Origin of the sequence: Stenotrophomonas sp. 57 (genome assembly GCF_030291075.1) — a bacterium.
Lineage (GTDB): Bacteria > Pseudomonadota > Gammaproteobacteria > Xanthomonadales > Xanthomonadaceae > Stenotrophomonas.
In genome coordinates, this window is record NZ_CP127407.1 from 189,921 (window position 1) to 210,199 (window position 20,279).

The 20,279-nt window shown below is 67.5% G+C and carries 15 protein-coding genes and 1 riboswitch; of the genes, 6 read left to right on the forward strand and 9 right to left on the reverse strand.

Annotation, left to right across the window (positions count from 1 at the left end):
* Nucleotides 1-2 precede the first annotated feature (2 nt).
* A riboswitch (TPP riboswitch) is annotated at nt 3-98 on the reverse strand.
* Between the two features lie 109 nt (nt 99-207).
* The 5 genes from QP512_RS00825 to QP512_RS00845 all read right to left on the reverse strand — a co-directional run bounded on the left by QP512_RS00825 (nt 208) and on the right by QP512_RS00845 (nt 5,993).
* Nucleotides 208-1,332 carry a phosphotransferase gene (locus tag QP512_RS00825; protein WP_286070580.1) on the reverse strand — a complete coding sequence of 375 codons (1,125 nt, stop codon included), beginning with the start codon at nt 1,330-1,332 and terminating at the stop codon, nt 208-210.
* Between the two features lie 128 nt (nt 1,333-1,460).
* Entirely contained in the window at nt 1,461-1,868 is a 408-nt protein-coding gene (locus QP512_RS00830) for a glycine zipper 2TM domain-containing protein (RefSeq protein ID WP_286070581.1), read from the reverse strand.
* Nucleotides 1,869-2,114: 246 nt separating this feature from the next.
* On the reverse strand, nt 2,115-4,097 hold the full coding sequence (locus QP512_RS00835) for a peptidoglycan-binding protein (protein WP_286070582.1): 1,983 nt from the start codon (nt 4,095-4,097) through the stop codon (nt 2,115-2,117).
* Between the two features lie 111 nt (nt 4,098-4,208).
* Nucleotides 4,209-4,979 (reverse strand): hypothetical protein, encoded by a 771-nt coding sequence (locus QP512_RS00840; protein ID WP_286070583.1) that lies wholly within the window; start codon nt 4,977-4,979, stop codon nt 4,209-4,211.
* A gap of 375 nt (nt 4,980-5,354) precedes the next feature.
* Complete coding sequence (locus QP512_RS00845) at nt 5,355-5,993, reverse strand: response regulator transcription factor (RefSeq protein ID WP_286070584.1); 639 nt, start codon at nt 5,991-5,993, stop codon at nt 5,355-5,357.
* A 76-nt stretch (nt 5,994-6,069) separates the two neighbouring features.
* Between QP512_RS00845 and QP512_RS00850 the strand changes: the two genes are divergently transcribed.
* Nucleotides 6,070-9,669, forward strand: a complete 3,600-nt coding sequence (locus QP512_RS00850) for a transporter substrate-binding domain-containing protein (RefSeq protein ID WP_286070585.1) — start codon at nt 6,070-6,072, stop codon at nt 9,667-9,669.
* Here QP512_RS00850 and QP512_RS00855 read toward each other — a convergent pair.
* Together QP512_RS00855 and QP512_RS00860 are read right to left on the reverse strand one after the other, a co-directional pair.
* Nucleotides 9,663-10,064, reverse strand: coding sequence for a c-type cytochrome (locus QP512_RS00855; RefSeq protein WP_286070586.1), 402 nt, complete (start codon nt 10,062-10,064; stop codon nt 9,663-9,665). The genes QP512_RS00850 and QP512_RS00855 overlap by 7 nt on opposite strands.
* Before the next feature lie 65 nt (nt 10,065-10,129).
* Nucleotides 10,130-11,806, reverse strand: a complete 1,677-nt coding sequence (locus QP512_RS00860) for an electron transfer flavoprotein-ubiquinone oxidoreductase (RefSeq protein ID WP_286070587.1) — start codon at nt 11,804-11,806, stop codon at nt 10,130-10,132.
* 256 nt (nt 11,807-12,062) lie between these two features.
* On the opposite strand from QP512_RS00860, the gene QP512_RS00865 reads away from it, so the two are divergent.
* The gene (locus tag QP512_RS00865; protein ID WP_024956299.1) at nt 12,063-13,226 is read left to right on the forward strand and encodes an acyl-CoA dehydrogenase family protein; all 1,164 of its coding nucleotides are present in this window, start codon (nt 12,063-12,065) and stop codon (nt 13,224-13,226) included.
* Between the two features lie 99 nt (nt 13,227-13,325).
* Here the strand turns inward: QP512_RS00865 and QP512_RS00870 are convergent, their stop codons facing one another.
* Together QP512_RS00870 and QP512_RS00875 are read right to left on the reverse strand one after the other, a co-directional pair.
* Complete coding sequence (locus tag QP512_RS00870) at nt 13,326-13,805, reverse strand: tRNA (cytidine(34)-2'-O)-methyltransferase (RefSeq protein WP_286070588.1); 480 nt, start codon at nt 13,803-13,805, stop codon at nt 13,326-13,328.
* 69 nt (nt 13,806-13,874) lie between these two features.
* Nucleotides 13,875-14,351 carry a hypothetical protein gene (locus tag QP512_RS00875; RefSeq protein WP_005407626.1) on the reverse strand — a complete coding sequence of 159 codons (477 nt, stop codon included), beginning with the start codon at nt 14,349-14,351 and terminating at the stop codon, nt 13,875-13,877.
* A 414-nt stretch (nt 14,352-14,765) separates the two neighbouring features.
* Between QP512_RS00875 and QP512_RS00880 the strand changes: the two genes are divergently transcribed.
* From QP512_RS00880 to QP512_RS00895, 4 genes are all read left to right on the forward strand, one after another.
* Nucleotides 14,766-17,615: a pitrilysin family protein gene (locus tag QP512_RS00880; protein ID WP_286070589.1), complete on the forward strand. Its 2,850-nt coding sequence runs from the start codon at nt 14,766-14,768 to the stop codon at nt 17,613-17,615.
* Between the two features lie 179 nt (nt 17,616-17,794).
* On the forward strand, nt 17,795-18,112 hold the full coding sequence (locus QP512_RS00885; RefSeq protein ID WP_286070590.1) for a DUF4156 domain-containing protein: 318 nt from the start codon (nt 17,795-17,797) through the stop codon (nt 18,110-18,112).
* A 103-nt stretch (nt 18,113-18,215) separates the two neighbouring features.
* Nucleotides 18,216-19,232 carry a 3-oxoacyl-ACP synthase III gene (locus QP512_RS00890; protein WP_004135358.1) on the forward strand — a complete coding sequence of 339 codons (1,017 nt, stop codon included), beginning with the start codon at nt 18,216-18,218 and terminating at the stop codon, nt 19,230-19,232.
* A 141-nt stretch (nt 19,233-19,373) separates the two neighbouring features.
* Nucleotides 19,374-20,264, forward strand: a complete 891-nt coding sequence (locus QP512_RS00895) for an alpha/beta fold hydrolase (protein ID WP_286070591.1) — start codon at nt 19,374-19,376, stop codon at nt 20,262-20,264.
* The last annotated feature ends 15 nt before the right edge of the window (nt 20,265-20,279 follow it).

Genomic DNA, 20,279 nt, shown 5'->3' on the forward strand with positions numbered 1-20,279 from the left:
TGTGGCTGCGGCTCAAAGCTCCCTACGCCGGTGCAAACCGGATCAGGTTCCAAGGGACTCTCTCAGCCTGGCAGATCCAGGCACCCCCGCTTCAGGTGACCATTTCACTACAAATGGTACGGATTTGCGAGCCGGTGCCCTTCAGGCTGCGGGGTCAGAGCCCTTTCCGAAGGAAAGGGCTCTGACCCCGACGGTGCGTCAACCGGGTCACGCTGCAGCGTGCAGGGCCTGCAGCAGGGCCTGCCCCGGCGCGCTGTGGAACCATGCGGGATGCCCCAGCATGAACGGCTGCCAGGCCACGTCCGCATTCGCGGTGGAGCCAGTGATGCCTTCGAAGTACTCCACTTCGGACAGTGCGAAGTCGAAATGGACCATCGGCAGCAGGTCGGCCAGCAGATGCACGCGCGTACCCGACAGCGGCAGCACTTCGCGGTAGCCATCAAGCAACGCCAGCGCGATGTCGATGCGCACTGCATCCCTGCCGCGCTCCAGTTCCAGCCACGCCACCGCGTTGCGCTCGATCGCGGTGGCGAGGTCGAACAGCGCGCTGGTGGGCGAGGCCAGGCCGAAATCCAGCACGGTACTGACCTGCCCGTCGCGCCACAGCAGGTTGGACACATGCCAGTCGTTGTGCGCCCACAACTGGGGTTCGTCGCGCAGGCGCGCGGCCAGGCCGGCGTGCCATGGCAGCACGTCGCGCTGCAGCTGCGCTTCCCAGGGGATGCGTGCGAGGTAACGGGCCAGCCCCGGCCGTGCGGGCAGGTCGGCCTTGATTGCTTCGATCGGATCGTCGGCACGGATCAGATCATCGCGCGCGACCAGCAGGTGGGTACTGCGCTGTGGCGCGTGGTAGCTGGCGGAGGCACGGTGCAGCCGCGCTAGCATGCGCCCGGCTTCGCGGGCCTGCGCGACATCGGTCAGCAACGACCACGACACCGCGTCGCGGTACAGGTCGTCGCCCACGCCGACATCGTGCAGTTCAAACGTCCATTCGCCGTGTTCGACCGCAGTGTGGCCATCAACCGCCGCCAGCACCTGCACCACCGGCACGCCCGCTGCGGCGAGACGGGCGATGAAGCGATGCTCTTCTTCCAGGCAGGCCGCGCTGCGCACACTGTGGTGATGGCGCTTGACGAACACCGCGCCGTCCACGCCGTCGACGATGGCGGCGGCCGACAGCGGCCGCGGGCTGTGCCAGCGGGGTTGGCTGTGCTCGCCCAGCTGCGGGTATCGCGCGCTCAGCCACGCGATGTCCGCGGCGCTGATGGGTGGCCAGTCGGCAGCGACCTCGTCATTGTTGAGGCCCTGCACGCGGTGAGAGGAAGACGTCATGCCGCAGCCCGAGTGGGAAAAGTCACATCCAAGGCTGCGCATTCAACGCCATGGCCGCGGCCAACGCAAACGGGCGGGCCATCGACCCGCCCGTCCGTGCATCCGCATCGGCGAAGGCGCCGCGCCGCTTACCAGCCGCGATGGCGGCCGCGGTCGTTGTAGTAGCGGTTGTCGTAGTAGCGCTCGCGCTGCCAGCGACGGTTGTCACCACGGTCGTAATAGCCGCTGCGGTAGTAGCGGCGATCGTAGCGGCGATCGTAACGGTTGTCGTAGTAGCGGTTGTCGTAATAACGACGGTCGCGGCGGTCGGAGGTGGTCAGGTTGCCGATCGCACCACCGGCCACGGCACCACCGACGGTGGCTGCAGGGTCGCCGTTGGAGAGCAGGTTGCCGGCCACGCCGCCGACGACGGCGCCGACCAGGGTGCGCTTGTCCTTCCTCGACATCGCGCTGGCATCGCTGACCACGGCAACACCGGCCACCAGTGCCAGGGCCATCGCCAGACCACGGAAGCTGAGTGTGGAAGTACTGAGCATGTTCGTTCTCCTGTGAGGTGCATGCCACGCTGGGCAGGGAGGGCGCGGGCGCCCCGGCTGCCGTGGAGACCACGCTGACGTTCCAACATTGCCGGAACATTGCCTTGCCCACCGGGCGGCTTGCGCATTCATCTAGCGGCAGGCGGCATGAAGCGAGGCTGAAAGCGGGCGCGGCCGCTCAGCTGGCAGATAGGGAAAAGGCCACGCGGACGTGGCCCTCCCTTGTCTCCCAAGGCATTGGCGAGGTCAGACCCCCATGGCCTTCTGCGCCTGCCGGGCCTGCTCCTGCTGGGCATCCTGCGGCTGGTGCAGCACGTTCGGGGCGCCCTGCACCGCGCCACTGCTGACGGCCAGGCTCTGCTCGCTGGCGGCGCGCGTTTCCACCGCCACGCGGCTGGCTGCGGGATCGCCTATCGTGCCCTGCACGGCGAACAGGCGCTCGCCGTTCGGGCTGGGCACCACCGAGTCGATGCGCTGCAGGCCGGCGGCATGCGCCTCCTTGGTCAGGGCCGCTGCGGCGCTTTCCAGCGCGTGGCGATCCCTGAAGGTACCGGCCGGCAGCCGCTCCAGCCCTTCGGTGGCCTGCAGGTACATCGGATTGCGCGGGTGCCGTTCGTCGTTCAGCAGTGGGCGCTCGCGGGCTTCGCGGATCGCCTCCAGGGTCTTCGCGCCGACGATGCCGTCGGCGACCAGCCCGTTGTCCTTCTGCAGCTGGCGCACCGCCGCGTCGGTGTTGCGGCCGAAGCGGCCATCCTCGACCAGCGGCTTGCCGTCGGCACCGACGTAGCCGAGGTGGCCCAGCTGCTCCTGGACCGTGCGCACGCCCTCGCTGTGCGCGCCCTGCTTGTACGGTTCGGCGTGCGGCGTGGCAGCGGCCTTGTGCTCGGCCGCAGGCGTGCCCTGGGTCTGCTCGTGCGACTGGGTGCGGTTTTCCAGCAGGTCGCGCGCCTTGGACAGCGGATCGGAGGCGTACAGCTTCCAGTTCGGGTGCTCCTTCACCTGCTTGAGGTAGTCCTCCACCGGCATCGTGTGCACGCCCTTGCTGCCGGTGGACTGGCTGATCAGCAGCTTGTCGGTGTTGGGGTCGCGCACCACCATCACGATGTGGTCGATGCCGTTCCAGTGCTCGTGGCGGGTCCTGGCCGTATCCAGGCCGATGATCATGCCTTCCTTCAGCGCATCGGGCTTCAGGATCGCGTCGCGGTCAAGCAGCACGCCGGACTGGTCGAACGCCTTGCGTACGATGCCACCGGAACCCAGGTTGCCCAGGTCGATGCGGTCGGCCTTGCTGAACACTGCATGCCCGGCCTTCTGGTTGATCTCGTCCATGGTGCGGTTCTGCAGGGTGCCGACCCAACCGGAACAGTCGATGTAGCCCTGCTCCACGTTCTTGCCGGTCTTGCCCGGTACGTACAGCGCGTGGCCCGGAATATTGATGGCGTACTTGACGTGGTCATACTTCACGCCGGCCTCGTAGGCCGCCTGCAGTTCGATGCCCGGCTTCGGCGCGGCTGCAGCGGTTGCGGTCGCCGCCAGCGTGGCAGCACCGGCCGCCACGGCGGCGCTGGCCGCTGCCGGAGTCTGGGCCTGGCCCGACGTCACCGTCTGTGGCGCGATGTTCTTCTCCGGAATGCTGATCGCCGCGTACTTGTGGATGTAGTAGCTGGAGAAGGTGCGCGCCAGGTCGCCATCATTCATGCCGCGCATCTCGGCCAGGGTGTGGCCGGTCAGCGCCCTGGCATCGGAACCGATCTGGTTGAGCACGTTGCGGCGCATGTTGATCTCTTCGCCATGGCCGTTGCGCACCACGCCAAAGGTGCCAGTGGCGATCGCGGTCTGCACCGAGCCATAGCCGGCGCTGCCCTGCTGGTGGGCCAGGTACAGGTCCAGACCGGTCGGCGCCGCCCCGCCGGACAGGTACGGGTTGCCGGTGCGCTCGTTGCGGCGTGCCATCGAGTCCAGGTTGTCCTGGTACATCTGCGCGGCCGCTTCGGTATTGCGGGTCGGGTCGAACTCGTGGCCGGTCAGGTGATACTGGCGCGCGGAACCGGGCACGAACTGGAACAGGCCCTTGGCGCCGGACGAGATGTTGTGGGCGCGCTCATTGAAAGTGCCGCCGGTCTCGATGTGCGCGAAGCGCATGAAATCATCGACGGGAATGCCCTTGTGCCGGGCGACCTGCTCGACGATGTCCAGGACTTCCTTTCTGCTGTAGTCATGCTGTGCCATGACGTCTTCCTCGGGGTTGATGGAGCGGCCGATGCCGCGATTCGCCAACCGGACTCATCCATGAGTCAAGAACATGTCGGTCAACAGGTAACCCGCGTGTGCGGGTGGCAATCAGGGCGCGACGTACTGCTGGGTCGCGCTGTTGAAGGTGTAGTGCACGGCGTCACCGGTACCCAGCGCACGGGTCTTGCCGGGTGCGTCGATGGTGGTTCCCTTGAAGGTGACGGTCAGCCGCGGCAGGCCGTTGCCATCGGCGACGAAGGCCAGCTCGCCATCGCTGTCGGTGCAGGGCATCACGTTGCCTCCATCGCAGGCGGCGCTGTTGTCTTCGCCGGTGCGCACCGAGCCGACATAGCGCCAGACCTTGCTGTCCACGTCGTCTTCGCTGCGCTTGGGGTTGAACAGCAGCAGCGCGTAGCCGCTGCTGCTGATGCCACGGTCGAAGCTGATGGTAGGGACGGCCAGCAGCAGGCGGCCATCGGCGGTGCGATGTTCAAGCGGCGTGCGCCGGGTATCGACGTCGTCGGCTTTGTCGTAGGCACCGAGGGCGCCGATGGTCCATTCCTGGCCGCGGAACTTCCACGGTTTCCTGGCGTCGCTGCCGGCCAGTACGAAGGTGGCCTCGGCGAGGTTGGCGCGGTCATCCGGGCCGGCCGGCTGCTGTTCGCCCGGCGTGCCGTAATGCTCGCGGGTATCCCACGAGAAACCGGTGTAGTACGTGGTGCCATCGAGGGTGAAGGTATGGCCGAACCAGAAGGTCGCCACGCTGCCGTTCTGGACCTCGTAGGAGGTCGCGCCATCACCGTCCACCTGGTAGGTGAAGTACATCACGGTCGGCGCGTCGGGCGGGGTGACGGCGGCATCGGGAGAGGGGTTCTGCATCGGGGCAACATCCTGTCGGGGCGCTTTGGCAGCCTGCGCAGGCGCAGGCTGGGAGGACGAGGGGGCCGGATCGGCGGCGCTGCAGGCCGCAGCGGAAAGAGAGACGAGCAGGCACGCCGCGAATGCGCGCAGGGGCCGCAACGGCAGGGTCCAACGTAGCTCGGGGGGATGATGCATGCGCCTCTCCATGGTCAGCGTTGCCGGGCCAGACGGCCGGCAGGAAGCCGCACCCCATCCACCACGGACGGGAGCGAGGACATGAGCCGGTCGATTCCTTCGACCTCGCATTGAGAACCCATGCCCCACCATCTTTGCACAGAACCGTGGCCGGTCAAAGCAGGCGTCTGAGACCGGTCAAATTATGTGAACCAGTTCTCAGATATTGCCATCGCGCAGGTAGTCAAACAGCTCGGCATCGCCCTTCAGGCCCAGCTTCAGCATGGCGTCGCCCTTCTGCCGGCTGATGGTGCTGACGCTCTTGTGCAGCTGCAGCGAGATCTCCTTCACCGTCATGCCGGTGCCGAGCAGCCGCAGCACCTCCACCTCGCGCGGCGACAACGGCTTGCCGTCGCCCTCGCGCATGCGCCAGCTGCCGGCGGCCTCCACCCGCTCACGCAGGCTGCGGCTGATGTAGGGCTGGCCCCGGTAGACCGCCTGGATGGCCTGCGGCAGTTCGTCCATCGACGAGCTCTTGTCGACCAGGCCGAGCACACCGCTGTCGAGCACCATGCGCAGGATCGCCAGGTTGTTGGAGACGCTGAGCATCAGCACCGGCAGGTCGGGGTAGCGGCGACGGATCATGCCGATCATGGCGAAGCCGTCGGCCTGAGGGCTGCCTGGCATGGAGTAGTCGGTCACCAGCAGGTCGCAGGGTTGGCTGCCGAGCAGGGCCATCAGCGCCTGTGCGCTGTCGGCCTCGCCCACCACGCGACCGACCCCGCTCGACTCGATGACGGCGCGGGTACCAATACGGACCACCGGGTGGTCGTCTGCGATGATGATGCGCAAGCTCATGCTCTAGTATGGCCACCGGGCAGGCCGGACCGCGACCACCGCGGACCTTGGCAAGGATTCTAGGAGATCGACGCCGATGCGTAGCTGGGCTGTTCGCGGGCTGGTCCTGCTGCTGGCCTCACTGGTGCTGCCGGCAGCCCTGGCGCAGGCCGTTCCTGGGCCGCTGTCACTCAGCCCCCGGCAACGCGAGTACCTCGCCGCCCATCCGAGCATCGTCGTGGGCCAGTATGACAGTGGCTGGCCGCCGTTTGAGTCCCTGCGTGATGGCCAGCAGGTGGGGCTGGGCCCGGATTACCTGTCGCTTCTTGCTCGCCGGCTGGGTGTGAAGGTTGAGGCCCGCCGCTACCCTGATTGGACTTCCGTGCTGGATGCGGCATGTCATGGCGAGATCGACGTAGTGATGAACGTCGCTCTGAGTGCCGACCGCACCGGCTGCATGGTCTACACCGCTGCCTATGGCGAGTCGCCACTGGCCCTGGTGGGCCGCCCGGATGACCTGCGTGCCTCCGACAACCCCGATCTGGACGGCCTGCGGGTGGTGATCGAGCAGGATTTCCTCACGGGCCCGCAGGTGCGCGCGCGTTTCCCGCGCGCCCGACAGCTTGTCGCAAACAGCTCGCTTGCGGCCCTGCAGATGGTCAGAGACGACAAAGCTGACGTCTATATCGGCAACGCCTATGTCGCCAACGAACTGATTGCGCGCGAACGCCTGCAGGGCGTGGTGCTGTTGAGACCCAGCGATCTGCCGCCCGAGCGCCTCCATTTCGGCGTGCCCAATGGCAAGCAGCCGCTGGCCGAAGCGCTGGACGTGGCCCTGGCCGCGACCAGCCAGGCCGAGCGCGATGCCTTGGCGCGGCGCTGGCTGCCGCCGCCGCAGTGGTCGGCCTCGGCACAGCTGGCCCTGAGCCAGGCCGAGCAGCGGGTGCTGGAGCAGCCGCTGACGATCGGTTTCGCACCGAATGCGGCGCCGCTGTCGTTCGCCGACGAAGAAGGCAAGCCCAGTGGCCTGGCCAGCGAGTACCTGCAGCGGTTGATGCAGGCCGGTGCCAACCTGCACCCGCAGAACAGCCATGACTGGTTCGATGTGCGCGAGAAGGCGCGCCGCGGTGATCTGCAGGCGGTGATGGGCATTCCGGCGGATTCGGCCTACCTGGGCCCGGAGTGGGTGTTCAGCCAGCCCTTCATCAGCGTGCCCAACGTGATCGTCAGCCGCCAGGATGCCCCGGCGCTGCTGGGCCTGTCGGACCTGCAGGGCAAGCGCGTGCTGCTTTCCGATCCCGAGCGCGTGCGTGGCTATGTGCTGCAGCAGGCACCGCAGGCCAGGATCATTGCCGCGCGCAGCGCCGAGCAGGCGCTGCAACGCCTGATCGATGGCGAGGCCGACGCGTACGTGGGCAATCTGGCCGTGGTCGATCATCTGCTGCGCGACCGTTTTCCCGGCCGCCTGCAGGTGGCGGCGCCGGCGGGCTTCAACGACCAGCTGGTGCTGGCGGTCGAACGCCGCCATGCCGCGCTGGCCACCACCTTCGACCGGCTGCTGCTGCAGATGACCCCGCGCACGCGCGAGGCGCTGCGCAGCGACTGGCTGGCGGTGGAGTACCACAATGGTGTCGACTGGAGCCGAGCGCTGCGCTGGGGTGTGCCGCTGCTGCTTGTGCTGCTGACCGCGCTGCTGGTGCATGCCATCGGCTACTGGCGCCTGCGCCGTGAGGTGGCCGGGCGACGCCAGCTGGAGCAGCGCCTGGCCGAAGTGACCGACAACCTGCCTGCCGTGGTCTACCAGGCCCGTCGCGACGTGGATGGAACGCTCAGCTTCCCGTTCATTGCCGGTGACCTGCAGGCCCTGTTCGGGATCACCCGGCAGCAGGCCGAGCAGGACGCCAGGATGCTGCTGGACCGCGTTGAAGAGGACGATCGCGCGCGGATCCTGCAGGCCGTCGAACAGGCTGCGCACCAGTTCGCACCGCTCGTGCTGGAATTCCGCCTGCGTGGCGACGGCGCAGGCCCGCGCTGGGTGCGTACCCAGGCGCAGCCCTATGCTGCCGAGGCCGGGGTGGTGACCTGGAGTGGCTACTGGGTGGATGCGAGCGAGGCCCGCGCGCAGGCCGATGCCCTGACCCTGGCAAAGGCCGAGGCCGAACAGGCTGCAGAGGCGAAATCGCACTTCCTGGCCACCATGAGCCATGAGATCCGCACGCCGATGAGCGGCGTGCTGGGCATGCTGGAAGTGCTGGCGCATTCGCCGCTGGATGCCGAGCAGCAGCGCATCCTGCGGGTGATCGAGGACTCGGCGCAGATGTTGCGGCAGATCCTCGATGACATCCTCGATTACTCGCGGCTGGAGGCCGGCGCAATGCGCCTGGAGCCAGTACCCCAGCCGCTGCGGCCCCTGCTGGAAAGCGTGTGCCGCTTGCTGTCGGCGCAGGCCAGCGCACGTGGCCTGGACCTGCATGTGCAGATCGACCCGGCGCTGGCGCCTGCGCACGAAGTGGACGGCGTACGCCTGCGCCAGATCGTCTTCAACCTGCTCAGCAACGCCATCAAGTTCACCGCGCAGGGTGAAGTACGCCTGCAGCTGGAGGTGACGGGGCCGACCGGCGAGGACGGTGCGCAGCCCCTGTGCCTGAGCGTCACCGACACCGGCATCGGTATCGCGCCGGAACAGCTGCAGCACCTGTTCGCGCCGTTCACCCAGGCCGGTGTCTACATCCAGCGCGACCACGGTGGTACCGGCCTGGGCCTGAGCATCAGCCAGCGCCTGGTACAGATGATGGATGGCGAACTGGTATTGCACAGCACGCTGGGCGAGGGCACCCGCGCCGAGGCGAGGCTGTCGCTGGTGGAAGCCGGCAGCGGTGACGTGGAAGCGCTGGCCGCCGAACAGGAGCAGGCCGCCCTGCTGCCTGCGTCGCTGCGCCAGGCGCGCGTGCTGGTGATCGAGGACCATCCGACCAACCAGGCGATGATGGCCTGGCGCCTGCAGCAGCTGGGAGTGCCGCATGTGCTGGTCGGCGATGGCCAGCAGGGGCTGGATCGGCTGGCATCGGAGCACTTCGATCTGGTCATTACCGATTGCCGCATGCCGGTGCTCGATGGCTTCGCCTTCGCCCGCCTGCTGCGCGAGCGCGAGGGGCGCACCGGCCAGCCGCGGCTGACCGTGCTGGCGCTGACCGCCAGCGTGCTGGATGACGATGCGCGTCGTTGCCGCGAAGCGGGGATGGACGAAGTGCTGGCCAAGCCGCTGTCACTGGCCACGCTGCGCGCGGCACTGCTGCGCTGGTTGCCGCAGGCGCAGGGACAGGCGTTCGAGGCGCCACTGCCGGACAGCGTGGCCGACGATGCCGATGCCGTGCCCGATCTGGCGGCGCTGCAGCAGCGCTTCGGCTCGCGTGCCGTGGCCGAGCAGCTGCGTGACAGCCTGCTGCAGGCCAGTGAAGGTGACCTGGCCGCCGTGCAACGCGCGCTGCAGGCCGGCGACCGCGCCGCAGCCGCGCTGCACCTGCATCGTCAGGCCGGTGGACTGGGCGCGGTAGGGGCCACGGCCCTGGCCGGGCAGGCCAATGCACTGGTCGAGCGCCTGCAGGACGCCGCCGAGACCGACCTGGTGCCGTTGTTCGCGGCGGTGGCAGCGTTCGTGGCGCGCCTGCAGCAGCAGCTGCAGCGCCTGGCTCACTGAGCCGACTGCTGCTGCAGGTAGGCGATCACCAAGGCGCGGCGTTCGGCGCTGGGGAAGGCGTTGTACATGCGCGTGCCCGGCACCAGGTGGGTAGGCGACTGCAGGAAGGTATCCAGCGTCTGCGCGGTCCAGGTGATGTCGGCGCGGCGCATGCCGTCGGAATAGCCGTAATCGGGCAGGCTGCCGGCACGACGGCCGATCACGCCGTGCAGGTTGGGCCCGAAGCGGTGGATGCCACCGGGCTGCACGGTGTGGCAGCCGGCACACAGCTCGAACGCACGCTGCATGGCCCGCTGGCGCGCCTGTTCCGGCGTGGCGGGTGCTGCAGGCGGGCGCTGGCAGGCCGTGGCGACCAGCGCCACGGCAACGGCGATGAGCAGGCGGGAAGCACGCATGGGCGGGCAGGATAGCGCTGCGCGGCAACCGGCGGGCTGCGACGCGCGGTCGCAGCCCGTGGCGATCACATGCCCGAGTAGTTCGGGCCGCCGCCACCCTGCGGGGTCACCCAGACGATGTTCTGGGTCGGGTCCTTGATGTCGCAGGTCTTGCAGTGCACGCAGTTCTGCGCGTTGATCTGCAGCCGCGCGTTGTCGGCTTCGCCAACGAACTCGTACACGCCGGCCGGGCAGTAGCGCGCTTCCGGGCCGGCGTACTCGGCCAGGTTCACCTTCACCGGAATGCTCGGATCCTTCAGCGTCAGGTGGCTGGGCTGGTTCTCGTCGTGGTTGGTGCTGCTCAGGAACACCGAGCTGAGACGATCGAAGGTCAGCACGCCATCGGGCTTGGGGTAGGCGATGCGGGTGTGCTTGGACGCCGGTTCCAGGCAGGCGTAGTCCGGCTGGGTGCGATGCAGGGTCCACGGCGGGTTGCGCACGCCCAGCTTGGGCAGCAGCCACTGCTCCACGCCGGTCATCAGCGTGGCCACGGTCTGGCCCTTCTTGAACCACTGCTTGAAGTTCTTGGCCTGCTGCAGTTCGGTGAACAGCCAGCTGGCTTCGAACGCCTTCGGATAGGCGCTCAGTTCATCGTGCTGGCGGTCAGCAGCCAGCGCATCGAACGCGGCGTCGGCGCACAGCATGCCGGTCTTGATCGCCGCGTGGCTGCCCTTGATGCGGCTGGCGTTGAGGTAGCCGGCCTCGCAGCCGACCAGTGCGCCACCCGGGAACACCGTCTTCGGCAGCGACAGCAGGCCACCGGCGGTGATCGCGCGTGCGCCGTAGCCGATGCGGGTGCCGCCTTCCAGGTGCTTGCGGATGTCCGGGTGGGTCTTGAAGCGCTGGAATTCCTCGAACGGGCTCAGCCACGGATTCTTGTAGTCCAGGCCGACCACGTAGCCGATGGCGACCTTGCCGCCGTCGGCGTGGTACAGGAACGCACCGCCGTAGGTATCGCTGTCCAGCGGCCAGCCGGCGGCATGCACCACCAGGCCCGGCTCATGCTTGGCCGGGTCGATCTGCCACAGTTCCTTGATGCCGATGCCGTAGGCCTGCGGGTCCTTGCCCTCGTCCAGCGTGTAGCGGGCGATCAGCTGGCGGCCCAGGTGGCCGCGCGCGCCCTCGGCGAAGATCGTGTACTTCGCCTGCAGGGCCATGCCGCGCTCGAACGCCGGGCCGATGCTGCCGTCCTTCTCGATGCCCATGTCGCCGGTGGCCACGCCGATCACTTCACCGTTGCCGCCATACAGCACTTCGGCGGCGGCGAAGCCCGGGAAGATCGCCACTTCCAGTGCCTCGGCCTGCTGCGCCAGCCAGCGGGTCACTTCACCCAGGCTGATGATGTAGTTGCCTTCGTTGTGGAAGCACTCCGGCAGCAGCGCGTTGGGGGTGCTGCGCGAACCGGTCTCGCTGAGGAACAGGAATTCGTCGCGGGTGACCTTCTGCTTCAGCGGTGCGCCGCGCTCGGCCCAGTCCGGGAACAGTTCGGTCAGCGCGCGCGGGTCCATCACCGCACCGGACAGCACGTGCGCGCCCGGCTCGGAACCCTTCTCCAGCACGCACACCGACAGTTCGCGGCCGGCTTCGATCGCGCGCTGGCGCAGGCGGATCGCGGTGGCCAGGCCGGCGGGGCCGGCGCCGACGATCACCACGTCGAATTCCATTACTTCACGCGGGGGCAGGGCGTTGGCTTCAGCGCTCATCGATTGCATGACTCGTGGGTAGGGCCGGCATCGGGGCCACCGGCGGTGCCTGGGAATCGCGCGTGCGGCCACGGGCGAAACGGTTGTTTGAATGTGTCAGGGTACCGGGCCGCGCGTGATCGAGCTAGATCGGCGATGTTCACGCCATGATTGCTGCGGTGCAGCGTAGCGGTGCATCTCTGGTGGTGCCGATCCTGGTCGGCACGTGCTGCCCGGATGACCGACAATGGCCGGGTCCTGACTGCGTGTGAGTGCCATGGCTTTGCATCCGTACGATCTGTTCGATGTCCGTTCCCTGCTCAATGAGGAAGAGCGCGCCGTACAGGAGAGCGTCGCCCGCTTCACCAACGAACGCGTGCTGCCGATCATCGGCGATGCCTTTGACCAGGCCCGTTTCCCCGACGAACTGGTGCCGGAAATCGCTTCGCTGGGCCTGCTCGGTGCAACCCTTCCGACCGAGTACGGCGGCGGTGGCCTCGGTGCGGTCAGCTACGGCCTGATCTGCCAGGAGCTGGAGCGCGGCGATTCAGGCCTGCGCAGCTTCGTGTCGGTGCAGAGCTCGCTGTGCATGTACCCGATCTACGCCTATGGCAGCGAGGAACAGCGCCAGCAGTGGCTGCCGGCGATGGCGCGTGGCGAGCTGATCGGCTGCTTCGGCCTGACCGAGGCGCACGGCGGTTCCGACCCGGCCAGCATGAAGACCCGCGCGGTGCGCGATGGCAGTGACTGGCGCATCAGTGGCAGCAAGATGTGGATCACCAGCGGCCCAGTGGCCGATCTGGCCATCGTCTGGGCGCAGACCGAGGACGGCATCCAGGGCTTCGTGCTGGAAAAGGGCATGGCTGGCTTCACCACCCAGGAAATCAAGCACAAGATGAGCCTGCGCGCGTCGCTGACCGGTGCGCTGTTCTTCGACGACGTGCGCGTGCCCGACAGCCACCGCCTGCCGAATGTGAAGGGACTGAAGGGGCCGCTGGGCTGCCTGACCCAGGCCCGTTACGGCATCAGCTGGGGCCCGATCGGCGCGGCGATTGCCTGCCTGGATGAAGCGCTGGGCTATGCCAAGGAACGCGTGTTGTTCGGTCGTCCGCTGGCGGCCACGCAGAGCGCGCAGATCAAGCTGGCCGAGATGGCCCGCCGCATCACCACCGCGCAGCTGCTGGCACTGCAGCTGGGCCGCCTGAAGGAAGCCGGCCAGCTGCAGCCGCAGCAGGTCAGCCTGGCCAAGTGGAACAACTGCCGCATGGCCATCGACATCGCCCGCGAGTGTCGCGACCTGCTGGGTGGGGCCGGCATCACCACCGAGCACGTGGCGATCCGCCATGCGCTGAACCTGGAATCGGTGATTACCTATGAAGGCACCGAGACCGTGCACCAGCTGGTGATCGGGCGTGAACTGACCGGCATCAACGCGTTTTGACGCTATCCGGTTTCCGGACGCGATACGGGGAAGCCGAGCGCGGGCTCGGCTCTACAGGAGCGTACGTGTAGAGCCGAGCCCATGCTCGGCTGCTTTCTTTCACGCGCCGCCGGCGAAGCCGTGCTGGCGCCAGGCCTCGTACATCACCACGGCCACGGTGTTGGAAAGATTGAGGCTGCGGTTGTCCGGCCGCATCGGCAGGCGCAGGCGGCGGCCATCGGGCAGGGCATCGAGTACGTCCTGCGGCAGGCCACGGCTTTCCGGGCCGAACAGGAAAGCGTCACCGTCTTCGAACGCCACGCTGTCGTAGCGGACGCTGGCCCGCGTGCTCAGGGCGAATACCCGCTTGGGCGCGATCCGCGCCAGCGCGGTGTCCAGGTCGGTGTGCACCTGCAGGCGCGAGTACTCGTGGTAGTCCAGCCCGGCGCGCTTGAGTTGCTTGTCTTCCAGTGCGAAGCCGAGTGGCTCGACCAGGTGCAGTTGCGCGCCGGTGTTGGCGCAGAGCCGGATCACATTGCCCGTGTTGGGCGGGATTTCCGGTTGGAACAGGATCACGTGGAACTGGGGCGCGGCATTCATCGGCGCAGTGTACCTGCGGCGGCGGCCGCCTTTACGGCGCACGCCCTGCGCGGGGCAGGGCGGCACCGCTTACGGGCGCAGCAGGACCTGGGCGGTTTCGGTGGCCAGGGCCTGCAGGTCGGCAGCGCTCGGACGCACCTGCAGGGCCGGCAGGTTGACGATCACCTGGTTGGCGACGCTGGTGGCGGCGGCGGCCAGGGTGGCCGCGTAGCGCTGGGCTTCCAGTTCGGCGGCCAGGGCGACGCGCTGTTCCAGGCTCGGGCGCACTTCCACCGAGGCCAGGGTAGTGATCGGCATCGCGGCCGCAACCGGGGCAGCAACGTAGCCGCTGCGTTCGGCCAGCTGGTCGGCGCTCGGGCGCACTTCCACGGTGGCCAGGGTCGGGATGCCGCTGGCCTGTTCCCAGGCCTGCTGGGCCAGCTGGTCGGCGGCCGGGCGGACCTGCACGGTGGACAGGGTCTTGATGGATTCGGAGGCCTGCACCGACGAAACAACCGCGGTGCCGGCAATCAGGGCGATGGCGATGGCAATGGTCTTGGCGTTCATGACGGGGCCTGTTTAGTGTTGGTGATCAGTGGTGTGGTAGTAAGGTAGTACACCAATTCTGGGCATGCAAGGAAAATTTTCGATTTGCTGCCCTTGTTCAGTCTTCAGTCAGCTTTTGTCTGAAGCCCTTCCTGGTGCAGGAATTACCAAGCAATCCCCGTGCCAACTTTTAGTTGTTGATCTGAAAAGGTTTTTTAACCAAGAGAAAGTGTCCGGTGGGCGGACACCTGTCCATTCGAAGGGTCGCGGACACTGTCCGGACGGGATCTGCCGTCGCATGTGACGTGTCAGAACGGGCGGAGGAGCGCCCGGATCGCGAATCGGGGCAAACACCCCCAGTGACTGGCGACCGATTCCTGCCATTGCGTGTGCACGCTAGGATCGGGGTTCACCTATGTGACCAAGGATCCGGATATGTCTCTCGCCCTTCGCCCGCGCGCTGCGCTGCTGGCTGTCGCCCTCAGCACCGCCCTGGGCACGCTCGCACCCACCGCCGCGCTTGCCGCCAAGCCGGCCACACCGGCCAAGGTCGATATCCCGTATGAGCAGTTCACCCTGCCCAACGGCCTGCGCGTGATCGTGCACACCGATCGCAAGGCGCCGATCGTGGCGGTCAACGTCTGGTACCACGTGGGCAGCAAGGACGAACCGGCCGGCCGCACCGGCTTCGCCCACCTGTTCGAACACCTGATGTTCCAGAGCAGCGAGAACCACGACGGCGAGTACTTCGAGCCGTTCAAGCAGGTCGGTGCCACCAACCAGAACGGCACCACCAATACCGATCGCACCAACTATTTCGAGAACGTGCCGACCACCGCACTGGACATGGCGCTGTGGATGGAATCGGACCGCATGGGCCATCTGGTGGGTGCGATCGACCAGGCGGCGCTGGACGAGCAGCGTGGGGTGGTGCAGAACGAGAAGCGCCAGGGCGAGAACCAGCCTTATGGCCAGGCCTGGGACCAGCTCAACAAGGCGATGTATCCGGCCGGACACCCGTACCACCACGGCGTGATCGGCTCGATGAACGATCTCAATGCGGCTTCGCTGGATGACGTGAAGACCTGGTTCCGCACCTGGTACGGCCCGAACAATGCGGTGCTGGTGCTGGCCGGCGACATCGACCTGGCCACCGCCAAGGAAAAGGTCGGCAAGTACTTCGGCAGCATCCCGGCTGGCCCGACCATGGCGCAGCCGGCCGTGAACGTGGCCAAGCGCAGCGCCGACACCCGCGAGACGATGACCGACAAGGTGCCGCAGGCGCGCATCTACCGTGCCTGGAACGTGCCGCAGGTCGGCACCACCGAGGTTGATCAGCTGCAGCTGTTCGCGCAGGTGCTCGGCGGTGCCAAGTCCTCGCGCCTGAGCCAGCGCCTGCAGCACCAGGACAAGCTGGTGGACAGCATTGCTGCGGGTGTGTCCACGTCGCAGCTGGGCTCCAACTTCTTGATCATGGCCACGGTCAAGCAGGGCCAGGACCCGGCCAAGGTCGAGAAGATCATCGACGAGGAACTGGACCGCCTGATCAAGCAGGGCCCGACCGCGGCTGAGCTGGAGCGCGCCAAGACCGGTGCCCGCGCCGGCTTCATCCGTGGCATCGAGCGCATCGGCGGCTTCGGCGGCAAGGCCGATGCGCTGGCCGAGTGCGCGGTGTTCACCGGCGACCCGGGCTGCTTCCGCACCTCGCTGGCCAACATCGAGAAGGCCAGTGCCGCCGACCTGCGCCGGTTGGGCGCACAGTGGCTGGACAAGGGCAGCCATACCCTGGTGATCGCACCGGGTGAGCGGGTGGCGCTGAAGGAAGACCCGAGCCAGGCGCCGAAGCCGTTCAACGTGCCGGCAGTGGACCCGAAGTACAGCACCCTGCCGGAGCAGGTCGACCGCAAGGCCGGCGTGCCGCAGACCCGCGAGTTCCCGCAGCTGAAGTTCCCGGCCCTGCAGCGCGCCACGCTGAAGAACGGTACCCAGGTGATCCTGGCCGAGCGCCATGAGATTCCGGTGGTGCAGTTCAGCTACCAGTTCCCGGGCGGCTTCAGCGCCGACCAGGGCCGCAAGCCGGGCACCGCCAACTTCACCATGAGCCTGATGACCGAAGGCGCCGGCAAGCTGGGCTCGCTGGCCTTCGCCGATGCCGCCGACGCGCTGGGCGCCAGCCTGGACGCCTCGGCTGGCCTGGATTCGATGAGCGTGGACCTGTCGGCGCTGAAGGAGAACCTGGCACCGTCGCTGGCGCTGTACCGCGACCTGCTGCGCGAACCGCGCTTCGAGCAGGGCGAGATCGACCGGGTCAAGGCGAGCTGGATCGCCGGCATCCAGCAGGAGAAGGTCAACCCGGGTGCGGTGGCGATGCGCGTGCTGCCGCCGCTGCTGTATGGCAAGGGCCACCCGTATGCCATCCCGTTCACCGGCAGTGGTGACGAGGCGGCCATCAACGGCCTGACCCGCGAAGATCTGGTCGACTTCCATCACGACTGGCTGCGCCCGCAGAACGGCACCCTGATCGTGGTCGGCGACACCACCCTGGCCGAGATCGTGCCGCTGCTGGACAAGCAGCTGGGCGACTGGAAGGCCAGCGGCGACGCCCCGCAGGTGAAGGCGGCGACCGACGTGGCGCTGCCGAAGGGCCCGCGCGTGTTCCTGATCGACCAGCCGGGCGCAGTGCAGGCGAACCTGTTCGCCGGCCAGGTGGTGGCGCCGTCCAGTGCCGCCAGTTCGACCCGCTTCGATATCGCCAACGGCGTGATCGGTGGTGACTTCACCTCGCGCCTGAACATGAACCTGCGCGAGGACAAGCACTGGTCGTACGGTGCGCGCAGCAGCGCGATCAACTCGGTGGGCCAGCGCCCGTGGATGGCCAGCGCACCGGTGCAGATCGACAAGACCGGCCCGGCGATGGCGGAAATGCGCAAGGAGATCGCCGCGTTTGCCGATGGCAGCAAGCCGGCCACCGCCGCCGAGGTCAGCCGCATCCGCAACATCCAGACCCTGAGCCTGCCCGGTGCCTACGAGACCGCCAGCGCGGTGGCCTCGACCATCGGCTCGATCGTGCAGTTCAAGCGCCCGGACGATTACGTACTGCGTCGCAAGGCCGAGATCGAAGCGATGACCCCGGCGCAGGTGCAGCAGGCCGCCGCCGAGATCAAGCCGCAGGCCCTGACCTGGGTGGTGGTGGGTGACCTCAAGCAGACCGAAGCGGCCGTGCGCGCGCTGAACCTGGGCGAGGTGACGGTGATCGACGCCGAAGGCAACCCGGTGAAGAAATAAGGTATGTGCCTGCCCGCCAAGGCGGGCAGGCCTCCCCCCGGTCGTACCGGCCGCTGGCCGGCAACCCCGCGTTCGGAAAGTGGGGGCGGATCCCCCGCAGGGGCTCTGGCCCCGGCCCCGGCTACCCTCGATTCAGGCTGTTCAGGCAGAATCCCCCCATACCCTTCCAGGATCTGCCCATGCGCGTTCTGCTGCTTTCCTCCCTGCTGCTCACCGTCACCGCCTGCACCTGGGTGCCGATCGAACCGGCCGGCAAGGCGACCCGCGTGCTGCCGGCAGGCCCGGTTCCGTCCGGCTGCATCGCCAAGGGCGAAGTGGTGGTGACCGTTAAGAGCAAGGTCGGCTTCTACAACCGCAACCCGCTGCGGGTGCAGGAAGAGCTGGAAACCCTGGCCCGCAACGAGGCCCCGAGCGCCGGTGCCAACGCCGTGCAGGCCGCTGCTGCCCCCGCCGATGGCAGCCAGCGCTTTGCCGCGTTCCAGTGTCCGCCGCGCTGAACGCTTCACCATACGGCCAAGGCTGAATTCGTAAAGATGCGGTGAAGGCCCCGGGGGTTATAGAATAGCGCCCCCTTTTGCCTGAGCCTTGGCGCTAACCTCGATGCTCTTCAAGAATGTCTCGATCGCCGGCCTGGCACACGTCGACGCGCCGCATACGCTGACGACCAAGGAAATCAACGAGCGGCTGCAGCCGACGTTGGACCGTCTCGGCATCCGCACCGACGTGCTCGGCGACATCGCCGGCATCCACGCCCGCCGCCTGTGGGACAACGGCGTGCTCGCATCCGATGCCGCGACCATGGCGGGCCGCAAGGCACTGGAAGACGCAGGCATCAATGCGACGCAGGTCGGCCTGCTGGTCAACACCTCGGTCAGCCGCGACTACCTGGAGCCCTCCACGGCCTCCATCGTCTCGGGCAACCTTGGCGTCAGCGACGAGTGCATGACCTTCGACGTCGCCAATGCCTGCCTGGCCTTCATCAACGGCATGGATATCGCTGCGCGCATGATCGAGCGCGGTGACATCGACTACGCGCTGGTGGTGGACGGCGAAACCGCCAACCTGGTGTACGAGAAGACCCTGGAGCGCATGACTGCCCCGGACGTCACCGCCGACGACTTCCGCAACGAGCTGGCCGCGCTGACCACCGGTTCGGGCGCCGCCGCGATGGTGATGGCGCGCTCGGAGCTGGTGCCGGACGCCCCGCGCTACAAGGGCGGCGTGACCCGCTCGGCCACCGAGTGGAACCAGCTCTGCCTGGGCAACCTGGATCGCATGGTCACCGACACCCGCCTGTTGCTGATCGAAGGCATCAAGCTGGCGCAGAAGACCTTCACCGCCGCCAAGATCGCCCTGGGCTGGGCCGTCGAAGAGCTGGACCAGTTCGTGATCCACCAGGTCAGCCAGCCTCACACCGCCGCGTTCATCAAGAACTTCGGCATCGACCCGAAGAAGGTCATGACCATCTTCGGCGAGCACGGCAACATCGGCCCGGCCTCGGTGCCGATCGTGCTGAGCAAGCTCAAGCAGCTGGGCAAGCTGAAGAAGGGCGATCGCATCGCGCTTCTGGGCATTGGTTCCGGCCTGAACTGTTCGATGGCTGAAGTGGTCTGGTAAGCCGCCCGCTGCCCGACCTCCTGTAGAGCCGAGCCCATGCTCGGCTCACGCGCACAGCGCGGTTCTTCCGCGGCCTGACCGGAGAGCCGCCGAGCATGGCTCGGCGCTACGCCGCGCCGCGATTCTTCCAAGGTGCTCCGCATGCGCGATCTTCCCGGTTACCCCGCCCACCCGCAGCGCTTCGAAGTGCGCCCGGGCCTGTCGATGAACTATCTCGACGAAGGCCCGCGCGACGGCGAAGTGGTGGTGATGGTGCACGGCAACCCGTCGTGGAGCTATTACTGGCGCACGCTGGTGGCCGGCCTGTCGGACAGATACCGCTGCATCGTGCCGGACCACATCGGCATGGGCCTGTCGGACAAGCCGGACGACAGCCGCTATGAGTACACGCTGCAGTCGCGCGTGGACGATCTTGATGCGCTGCTCAAGCACCTGGGCATCACCGGCCCGGTGACCCTGGCCGTGCACGACTGGGGCGGCATGATCGGCTTCGGCTGGGCGCTGTCGCACCACGACCAGGTCAAGCGCCTGGTGGTGCTCAACACCGCCGCCTTCCCGATGCCGGCGGCCAAGAAGATGCCGTGGCAGATCGCGCTGGGTCGCCACTGGAAGATCGGCGAGTGGATCATCCGCACCTTCAATGCGTTCTCGTCCGGCGCGTCGTGGCTGGGCGTGGAGCGGAAGATGCCGGCCGACGTGCGCCGCGCCTATGTGTCGCCGTACAACAGCTACGCCAACCGCATCAGCACCATCCGCTTCATGCAGGACATCCCGCTGTCGCCGGCCGACAAGGCGTGGTCGCTGCTGGAACGTGCCGGCAAGGCGCTGCCGTCGTTCGCCGACCGCCCGGCCTTCCTCGGCTGGGGCCTGCGCGACTTCGTGTTCGACCATCACTTCCTGAAGGGCTTCCAGGCCGCGCTGCCGCGGGCCCAGGTGCATGCCTTCGAGGATGCCGGCCATTACGTGCTGGAAGACAAGCACGAGGTGCTGGTGCCGGAGATCCGCGCGTTCCTGGACGCCAACCCTCTCTGAAAGGTGTGCCGACCG

What these genes read in the sequence shown, in the direction of transcription:
- QP512_RS00885 (WP_286070590.1), top strand. Translation starts at nt 17,795, where the DNA reads ATGCGCGTTCTGCTGCTTTCCTCCCTGCTGCTCACCGTCACCGCCTGC.
- QP512_RS00870 (WP_286070588.1), bottom strand. Translation starts at nt 13,805, where the DNA reads ATGAATGCCGCGCCCCAGTTCCACGTGATCCTGTTCCAACCGGAAATC.
- QP512_RS00890 (WP_004135358.1), top strand. Translation starts at nt 18,216, where the DNA reads ATGCTCTTCAAGAATGTCTCGATCGCCGGCCTGGCACACGTCGACGCG.
- QP512_RS00835 (WP_286070582.1), bottom strand. Translation starts at nt 4,097, where the DNA reads ATGGCACAGCATGACTACAGCAGAAAGGAAGTCCTGGACATCGTCGAG.
- QP512_RS00865 (WP_024956299.1), top strand. Translation starts at nt 12,063, where the DNA reads ATGGCTTTGCATCCGTACGATCTGTTCGATGTCCGTTCCCTGCTCAAT.
- QP512_RS00895 (WP_286070591.1), top strand. Translation starts at nt 19,374, where the DNA reads ATGCGCGATCTTCCCGGTTACCCCGCCCACCCGCAGCGCTTCGAAGTG.
- QP512_RS00825 (WP_286070580.1), bottom strand. Translation starts at nt 1,332, where the DNA reads ATGACGTCTTCCTCTCACCGCGTGCAGGGCCTCAACAATGACGAGGTC.
- QP512_RS00880 (WP_286070589.1), top strand. Translation starts at nt 14,766, where the DNA reads ATGTCTCTCGCCCTTCGCCCGCGCGCTGCGCTGCTGGCTGTCGCCCTC.
- QP512_RS00840 (WP_286070583.1), bottom strand. Translation starts at nt 4,979, where the DNA reads ATGCAGAACCCCTCTCCCGATGCCGCCGTCACCCCGCCCGACGCGCCG.
- QP512_RS00830 (WP_286070581.1), bottom strand. Translation starts at nt 1,868, where the DNA reads ATGCTCAGTACTTCCACACTCAGCTTCCGTGGTCTGGCGATGGCCCTG.
- QP512_RS00855 (WP_286070586.1), bottom strand. Translation starts at nt 10,064, where the DNA reads ATGCGTGCTTCCCGCCTGCTCATCGCCGTTGCCGTGGCGCTGGTCGCC.
- QP512_RS00850 (WP_286070585.1), top strand. Translation starts at nt 6,070, where the DNA reads ATGCGTAGCTGGGCTGTTCGCGGGCTGGTCCTGCTGCTGGCCTCACTG.
- QP512_RS00845 (WP_286070584.1), bottom strand. Translation starts at nt 5,993, where the DNA reads ATGAGCTTGCGCATCATCATCGCAGACGACCACCCGGTGGTCCGTATT.
- QP512_RS00875 (WP_005407626.1), bottom strand. Translation starts at nt 14,351, where the DNA reads ATGAACGCCAAGACCATTGCCATCGCCATCGCCCTGATTGCCGGCACC.
- QP512_RS00860 (WP_286070587.1), bottom strand. Translation starts at nt 11,806, where the DNA reads ATGAGCGCTGAAGCCAACGCCCTGCCCCCGCGTGAAGTAATGGAATTC.